Genomic DNA, 8523 nt, shown 5'->3' on the forward strand with positions numbered 1-8523 from the left:
CCGCCATTAACGACATTGCTTTAGCAATTCCTAACTTGCCAGACGAGTCAGTACCTGCAGGTAAAGACGAAGACGACAACGTTGAAATTTTAACGTGGGGCACACCTAAAAAATTCGATTTTGAGGTTAAAGACCACGTAGATGTAGGCCAAGACCTAAACGGTTTAGACTTTGAAATGGGCGTTAAAATTAGTGGCGCACGCTTTACTGTAATGCGCGGCCAAGTTGCGCGTATGCACCGTGCACTAACGCAATTTATGCTAGATACACACGCTGATAAAAACGGCTATACAGAAATGTATGTACCGTACCTAGTAAATAGCGCAAGCCTTTATGGCACAAGCCAATTACCTAAATTTGCGGGCGATTTGTTCCACACATTAGGCCTTGTAAACGACGACGGCGAACAACAAGCCGGCTTTAGCTTAATTCCAACAGCTGAAGTACCGCTTACAAATAGCGCCCGCGACGAAATTTACGATGAAAGCGATTTACCAATTCGCTTAGTTGCCCACACTCCGTGTTTTAGAAGTGAAGCAGGCAGCTATGGTCGCGATACACGTGGCTTAATTCGTCAACACCAGTTTGATAAAGTTGAACTTGTACAACTTGTAAAACCAGAAGACTCAATGGCAACGCTTGAAGAGTTAACAGGTCACGCAGAGCAAATACTACAAGCACTTGAGCTTCCGTACCGTAAAGTAATTTTATGTATGGGCGACATGGGCTTTGGCTCAGCTAAAACATACGATTTAGAAGTATGGTTACCTGCGCAAGACACATACCGCGAAATTTCATCATGTTCAAACATGGCTGACTTTCAGGCGCGTAGAATGCAAGCACGTTTTCGCCGTGAAGGTGTTAAAAAACCAGAGTTACTACATACATTAAATGGTTCAGGTTTAGCAGTTGGCCGTACACTAGTAGCGATACTAGAAAACTACCAACAAGCCGATGGCACAGTTGTAGTACCAGAAGTATTACGCCCATACATGGGTGGACTTGAAGTGATTGGTAAACAATAAAAATCAAGTTTAAGTTAAACAAGCTTTAAGCTTGTAAATCTTAATACGAAAGCCGCTATTTGCAATGAACAGCGGCTTTTTTGTTTTAGATTAAAGGCAAAAACTTAAAGAAAAAATTCAAGTTATCATTATTAATAATATCGCTTACACCTATTTTTATGGCTCATTACTTTTTTGTCCGATATTACTGATCTCTACCATTTTGGGGTATTTCTACATCAAAGAAACTGAAATATCGGCTAACTAGTTGTTTACAAGTCTTTATTAGCTGGTTAAATTAGAACCTTCGTAATATTTGGACATTTGTCGGTTTATAAAGCGACAAACGTCGGATACAAAGTTGTTATATACCCTAAAAGGAAGTTGAGGTGCATCATTAAGCCGATAAACATAATTGCGCTGCCTTGTGCCATCTTAGCAATGTACCCTGGTTTTTTAGCTGCAATGTTAGCTAATGGAAACTACGAAAAGGTTGCCGTTTCAAGTCTAATTGCTTTGGTTGCCGCTTTATTTTTTTTCCGAAACTTTAATATTTACAAAGAAACTGACGGATACCTAAAAAGTTTTTTCATTTCTACATTATTATTAAGTGGTAATTTTAGTCTTCCCGTTTGGTCATCAGTTTCTAAAAGTGATGCCAGCGACTTAGTTTTCTTGCTACTCCTTCCTTTAATATTTATAGTCAACTATCTGTTAACTAAGAGCAGTTCTGCAAAACAGGCTGTAGCTGTGTATCAACGGGTATATAACAAGAAAATCAACAAGGACTAAAAACAGCGGGCTGTTCGCTCCGCTCCATTTTAGCCCACTATTTTTAGCCTGTTATTTAGGCGTTAGCACTACAAGGAAGGTTCAGTGGATTGGAAGCATATTAAGGTAATTTCAGTAGTAGTAATTGTTCTCTTAATTGCCGTGCTGAGTTTTATAATTGGCGTTAGTTTTGGCGTTACCTTTGAACAAAACACTCTAAAAGATATCCTTATTCCATCTTTAAGTGCAATGGGAAGTTGGGTTGCTGGGCTTGGCGCATTAGCAGCCGTTTTCACTTCACTGTGGTTAGCTGAACAACAAAAAAAAATTAACGGTGAAAACCTTACAAATGTATTTGATGTTTTCGTATTCACGCCAGATATAATTGAGCGTTTGACAGTTAAAGTAACTTCAACTGGTAATAAGCCAAGCAATATAAATTCACTATCTATTTATTCAAAAGATTCTGATGTTGCACTAATGGTTGCGCAGTTAGATCCGCGTGGTAACCAGCTTCCTATGCCGTTAGCTTACGGGGAGCAAGGTGTTTATGTGCTTCCTTCAAACACTGAAAACAGCATTAATGATTATGTAAAAAACAGATGCTCGGGTTCTTATCAAAACCTAATGCTTTCAGTAAATACATCAATAAATAGCTTTAAGATTCCTTTTAATAGTAAAGTAATTCAACATTTAGAGAAAAGTAGTGCTAACAAGTGACTATGGTGTCAATTCCTAATTTCAAACCATTTTAGGATCCCACATGACACCATCCCTCACCATAGAATTTATGATTACTATAAGCTTTCTTATACAGGCAATAATAGCCACTTTTTTAGGTTTCCCNTAGCCGATGATAAATAGCTTTAAATTTAGGGTTACATTGGATAGCTGACATCATTGCCATATACATTGCGGTTCTAATTATTGGCCGTCCACCTCGTATCATCCGTTTACCCTGATAAGCACCACTTTCTCGATTAAATGGTGCAACACCAACCAGTGATGCAGCCTCTTTATTGTTTACACACCCAAGCTCAGGCATGTCACTAAGTAAGTTAAACGCGACAACATTACCAACGCCAGGCACACTTTGAATAATGTCATTCTTGACCTTATATTCGTCACATTCTTTGATGAGCTTTTGTAGTTTCAAATCGACTTTGTCAATCTGATTTTTTAATGCCGTCAGGATAGGCTTTATTAGCGATGATATTGTTTTTGGCATTATCTGTGAACGATTTTTCTCCATCGTTTGCATATCCATTAACTGCCTTCTTCTAGAAAGTAAATCACTCATCAAGCGCATCTGCTCTGGCTTTAAAGATGAGAGTGGTGGCTTTATTGCTTCACCAAAATGAGCGATGAGCTGCGCATCAAGTTTATCTGTTTTTGCTTTTTGGCCGATTGCACCTGCGAAACGTTTAATATTAACGGGATTAGCAACAACGAAAGGAATATTCGCTTGAGCACACGCCATGATAAAGGGGTGTTCAAGGCGCCCAGTTGCTTCAATAGTAACACGCGTTATTGGGTGCTTTTTTAGTGTTTTTAATGCCGCCGTCATTGTTTTCTACGGTGAAATATATATCTAACGGTCGGATGTAAATATCGAGTTGAGTTTTACCTGTATCGACACCGACGTTAATTTCATTTTGATTATTGAGTGTATTCATAATAAGCTGACTCTGCCTTGCGATTCGGGCTCGAGGCCCCGTTGACTATCCGAGTTTAATGCTTGGAGTTTATACAGCGTTCTTTCTTGTTATCGGTCTCTCAATAGAGGAGCCTTCAATCAATCGAACTACTGTATAAAAGGCAGCCAAAGCTTGAGCCTCATATTACCCGAACTTGGTTAAAGTATTAATTAATTTATGGGTTTATTATCCATAGAAGGGTTTTAAGTCGGACAAATTACAGTTGGCTTTTTGTTCGTGCCTCACTTATTTTAGCCAACTGCAATTTGCCGCTTAAAACGGCGTTTATATGACTAGGGATGTTCCGTGCTAAAAAAATTATTGTGGAGTTTCTTCATATTGGTTGTTCTTGTTATGGGAACGATTTGGTATGAAACTTCTAGCTATATGTTCCCTTGGCGAGTAAATGACTCTATTAAGCACACTTTATCTTGGGGTGGACTAGCAGATTTACCTGAAAATATTAAAGACTTTAATATAGAAATGTATGGCGGTGGATTCAATCGAACATATGATATGGAGTTTACTAGTACTGAGACAAATCTCAAAAATTGGATAAGTAACTCAAAACGGTTAAAGGATAACAACCCAATATCTATAACAGAGTTTATTAGTGAATATGAAATATACCCTGGAGAAGAGAACGCTGTAGGTGGTTGGGTTCAAATAAATTGGCAAACCTACAAGGTTAAAGTTCATATATTGTGGTCATAATTTAAAACGTAAAAGTCATATAACAACACGCCCTGAGGTGGACAGCAAGCGCTAAAAAAATAAAGGATCAAATCTTGACTTCAGACGTCAAGTTCTAAAGCACGTGGTAAGTTGGGTTGTCCGATGTTAATTCACTATTTTTGTCGGATGGCGTGGCTTCGCCACTTATCCGACCTACTTAAAAAGGTAGGTTAGTTAAGCCGAAGGCGCCACCCAACAGAGTTCTTAAATTTATTAATACGGCCTATTGAAACCGCTTTTATCCTCCAAAAGCGAAGCGCCTCTAATCCTCTTTGTGAATTAATTTGCTTGAAACAACATCAGCTTTGCCTCTTTACCGTCTGTTAATACCGCGACGTTACCCTTATCAGTTATAAACACATCTCTTAACCTGCCTGCGGCTTCTGGAAATACGTGAGACTGCGTAAATTCACCACTTGCCAGATTAACGCTGTAGAGTTTTTTATCAACAAGGGTAGTGATAAGCACATGTTGCTGTAACGAGGGAAAAGCTGCATGTTTAGAGCCGTAATACGCCATGCCTGATGGCGCTATTGATGGAGTCCAATTAACACTTGGTTTTTGCATGCCTTTATATTCGGTAAAGGGTGAAATACGCGCTTGCGAGTAATCTTTGCCATAGGTGATTACCGGCCAGCNATTAGTGCCAGCGGTTAAATAGTTTAGCTCGTCGCCGCCTGCAGGGCCGTGTTCGTTGCTAACAATTTGCTGCGTATCGTAATCATAAACTAAGCCTTGAGGGTTACGATGACCGAGTGAGTAGACAGCATGTGCATTTAGGTTTTTATGATTAATAAATGGGTTATCTGTTGGAATGGTGCCATCTAGGTTTATACGTAATATTTTACCAAGTTGGCTGGTGATAACTTGTGCTTGCTCTCTAAAGTCAAACCCATCGCCCGTTGAAACTAATAATGTATTGTCGGGTAGGATAAGGGCGCGTCCTGCGTAATGTTGCGGTGTGTTTTTATCAGTCGCTACTTTATAAATAACGTTAGGCTTTGAAAAGTCAGTGCCATTAAACGTGGCTTTGGCAACAACCAGCCTATTTGCGCTTGCATCACCTTGGGCATAAGTAAAAATAATTTCTTTTGAGTCGTTATAATCTGGTGATAATACAATGTCGAGTAAACCACCTTGGCCTGCAACGTATAAACCTGTTAGGTTTAATTTTACTCTTGATTGCGCATTGTTTTTAACTATAACTACGTGACCATCACGCTCTGTAATTAACCATGTGCCGTTTGGTAGTTCAACCATGCTCCACGGAGACTGTAATTGCGTAGCCAGTGTTTGTGTACTGTATTGCTCCTTTGGTAGCGCAGCGCTTGCATTAACAGAAAACGCACAAAGCGAAAGCAGAGTAAAAAAAGAGATACATTGTTTACCGGGCAAGCCTTTGCTAGCATGGCCAGTATAAGAAAAAAGCTTTATTTTAAGTTGAGATAACCATGTCGTTTTTAACACGTGTATTGCCTTCATTTTTAGTTTCTTGGTTACTTACATTCACACTAGCTAGCTTGTTTCATAGCCAATACGTTGTCAATCAATTAGTTAATGTAGGTGTAGTGGTGGGCTTTAGTGATCGTGCTAGTTTAACGCTTGATGATTGGTTAGGCCTATTACCTACCTACGGCGCTATTATTGCCGTAGCACTTGCCATCGCTTTTTTTGTTACCGCAAAGCTTAATAAAAAGGTTCAAAAATACAGTACTCAGCTATTTGTTATTGCTGGCATTGTGGCATTTGCTATTGTGTTAATTGCCATTGAATCAATTATGAATATTCATATTATAGCGGGCGCAAGAGGCTGGGGTTTTTATGCTCAACTGCTTGCAGGTGCGGTAGGTGGTTTTGCGTTTTCGCAATTAGTTAAGGCAACTAAAAACCAAAAAGCGTGTTAGATGTGTGAATATAAGTACGGCTTATACGTTATTTAGTGGTTAATAAATAAAGGCCGCTGTTTATTGTAAACAGCGGGCTTTAAATATGGTTTTTAGAATTTAATTAAAAAATTAAACTAATTAGTTTGTAGCTACTTAGCCCAAAAATTAGGATTAAAACGGGTAGGGTTACCAGGTTTAATAACAAAGAGTTAGTGTAGTTTCCCATAACCCCTTTTTGATTAACTAGCCATACAAGGTAGGTGCTAACAATAGGGAGTAATAACCCGTTAGCCGCTTGCGCGAATATAATTACCGCGACAGGGTCTAAACCGAGTGACGCCACAGCAGCACCAAACAATAAAATAACAATAGCGACGCCTTTAAAGCGCGTGTTACTCATATCGTTAGACCATCCTAACATGCCACACACGGCGTAAGCACCGGCAAGCGGCGCTGTAATAGCACTTGTTAAACCTGCAGCAAATAAGCCAATAGCAAAAAAGTAATGAGCGGCATCGCCAAGCAATGGCTCTAGCTGCACAGCCATGTTAGCCGCACTAATTTGCCCCGCATCGGTGCCATAAAATGCAACTGAAGCTGTAGATAAAATAGCTAAAGTGATCACACCGCCTAAAGTGATTGATAGGCCTGTATCAACATTTGTTTGTTTAATCACTTTTTGCATGTCGCTGTTACTATCGTGTCTAGCAGCGAGTACGCCGGAGTGCAAAAACAAGTTATACGGCACAATGGTAGTACCAACTAAAGCTAGTATGGTTGTAATAGAGCCTTCAGGCATACTAGGAATAAAACCAGCAAATACATCACCCAGTGAAGGCGCTGCCATTACAAGTGTTGAGATAAACACTAAGCTCATTAAAATAACGAGTAAAATTAGCGCGTTTTCAACCACTTTATGTTTGCCGCTATACAGTAAAGCTGCACTAAAAAAAGCAATAAGTGGTGTCCATAGTTGGGAGCTAACTTGAGGGAATATTTCAATTAATCCCATGCTAGCGCCACTTAAGTTACCCGCTTCATAAGCTGCACTGCCCACACCAATGGCGCTAATGACTAAAAATATAGCTAAAGATTTAAATAAAGGCGTTTGAATATGTGCTCTGAGTGCTTGAGCTAAATCTTGCCCGGTGGCAACGCCAAGGCGCGCCGCCATAGATTGTAATAATATAGTGGCAACTACTGAAAACAGTAATGTCCATATAAGTGCAAAACCAAAGTTTGCACCTGCCACGCTGGCGGTAGTAATTGTTCCTGGCCCAATGAAGGCTGCAGTGACGAGTAGTCCTGGTCCTAATCGCATAATTGACCTTAATAGTGCTAATGCATGTTGCTATTTAAAGTTACATCTAACGTTTAAAATCAATAATTATACGCGATGCCTGTTGTGTTAAAGCTGTCACTTACAGTGAGTGCCTTGCAGCAGTAGTCGCTCCTTGACGATTTCTTTTTTATAAGCATATGTTAAAAAAGGGCGCGTAGGATACCAACTTGTATATAAATTTAAAGGGGATACAGTGCGTTTGCATGAATTTTAAACGTATATATAAGCGAGTTAAATGACTGATGCCGATATTAATATCGGCATCAGTATATTTACTTTATTAGGTTTTTAATCGCTTCTAAGCCTTTTTTTAGGGTATCTGCATCGGTAGCATAGTTAATACGAATACACTCGTGCTTGTGCGCCCAATCATCGTCAATGCCGATAAAAAAGTTGTGACCTGGGATCACATACACGTCTTGTTCTTTGAGTTGTTGATACAATACCTCGCTTGTTATTTTTGCATCTTTAAACCACAGCCACATAAAAAATGCACCTTCAACTTTGTGCAAATAAACAGGTAGTTCGGCAAATACTTCATCAAATAATTCAATCGCGATTTGTGCTTTATTACGATAAAAAGGCAGTACAACGTTGCGGCACAGTGGCAGTAGTTCGTTGTCGTTAATTAAGCGTGTCACTAAGCTTGGACCAATACTATTTGGCGATAACACCATGCTGCCGTTTACGCGGCCAATTGCTTTAATAATCTCATTATTGGCAACCACAATACCGCTGCGTAAACCCGGTAGGCCCAGTTTTGAAAGTGACATACATAAAATAATGTTTGAGTTCCACGTTAGGTTTGCATCGGTGTAAATACAACCTGGAAACGGGTCGCCATATGCGTTATCAATAATGAGTGGAATACCATATTGCTTAGCGAGCAAATCAAGGTGTTTTACTTCATCATCAGTAATTACATTACCTGTTGGGTTAGTAGGGCGTGATACGCACAGCGCGCTTATGCTGCTGTCGTTTGCTAGTGTTTTTTCAACTGCTTTAAAATCAATGACGTATTTAAACTGTTTTGATGTGCTGCCTGTATTTAAAATTTCGATATCAGGCTTTATGGCAACAAACATATC

Annotated in this window: 8 protein-coding genes and 1 pseudogene; 5 read left to right on the forward strand and 4 right to left on the reverse strand. The window is 39.5% G+C overall.

Translation table 11 applies throughout. The features are described from left to right. The 3 genes from serS to L652_RS0106120 all read left to right on the forward strand — a co-directional run. Window positions 1-1025 (forward strand): serine--tRNA ligase (serS, locus tag L652_RS0106110; RefSeq protein WP_024603366.1); only part of this gene is annotated, 1025 nt, incomplete at its 5' end. Window positions 1026-1445: 420 nt separating this feature from the next. After that, window positions 1446-1796, forward strand: a complete 351-nt coding sequence (locus tag L652_RS0106115) for a hypothetical protein (RefSeq protein WP_101217017.1) — start codon at window positions 1446-1448, stop codon at window positions 1794-1796. An 84-nt stretch (window positions 1797-1880) separates the two neighbouring features. Further along, a complete protein-coding gene (locus tag L652_RS0106120; protein ID WP_024594525.1) occupies window positions 1881-2495 on the forward strand; it encodes a hypothetical protein in 615 nt (204 codons plus the stop codon). Between the two features lie 21 nt (window positions 2496-2516). On the opposite strand, the pseudogene L652_RS01000000123365 reads toward L652_RS0106120, so the two are convergent. Continuing rightward, window positions 2517-3451 (reverse strand): annotated as a pseudogene (locus tag L652_RS01000000123365) (IS110 family transposase). 327 nt (window positions 3452-3778) lie between these two features. On the opposite strand from L652_RS01000000123365, the gene L652_RS0106130 reads away from it, so the two are divergent. Then, entirely contained in the window at window positions 3779-4186 is a 408-nt protein-coding gene (locus tag L652_RS0106130) for a hypothetical protein (RefSeq protein WP_024595227.1), read from the forward strand. 300 nt (window positions 4187-4486) lie between these two features. Here the strand turns inward: L652_RS0106130 and L652_RS0106135 are convergent, their stop codons facing one another. Further along, on the reverse strand, window positions 4487-5674 hold the full coding sequence (locus L652_RS0106135; RefSeq protein ID WP_024603367.1) for a PQQ-dependent sugar dehydrogenase: 1188 nt from the start codon (window positions 5672-5674) through the stop codon (window positions 4487-4489). On the opposite strand from L652_RS0106135, the gene L652_RS0106140 reads away from it, so the two are divergent. Next, the gene (locus L652_RS0106140; protein WP_024595518.1) at window positions 5659-6111 is read left to right on the forward strand and encodes a hypothetical protein; all 453 of its coding nucleotides are present in this window, start codon (window positions 5659-5661) and stop codon (window positions 6109-6111) included. The two genes, L652_RS0106135 and L652_RS0106140, sit on opposite strands and share 16 nt — an antisense overlap. Window positions 6112-6214: 103 nt before the next feature. On the opposite strand, the gene L652_RS0106145 is transcribed toward L652_RS0106140, so the two are convergent. Further along, window positions 6215-7414, reverse strand: a complete 1200-nt coding sequence (locus L652_RS0106145) for an Nramp family divalent metal transporter (RefSeq protein WP_024603368.1) — start codon at window positions 7412-7414, stop codon at window positions 6215-6217. A gap of 293 nt (window positions 7415-7707) precedes the next feature. Next, the coding region (locus tag L652_RS0106150; RefSeq protein ID WP_024595303.1) for an aminotransferase class I/II-fold pyridoxal phosphate-dependent enzyme at window positions 7708-8523 on the reverse strand (816 nt) is incomplete at its 5' end.

The organism is Pseudoalteromonas sp. TB25 (assembly GCF_000497995.1).
In the GTDB taxonomy this organism is placed as follows: Bacteria; Pseudomonadota; Gammaproteobacteria; order Enterobacterales; family Alteromonadaceae; genus Pseudoalteromonas; species Pseudoalteromonas distincta.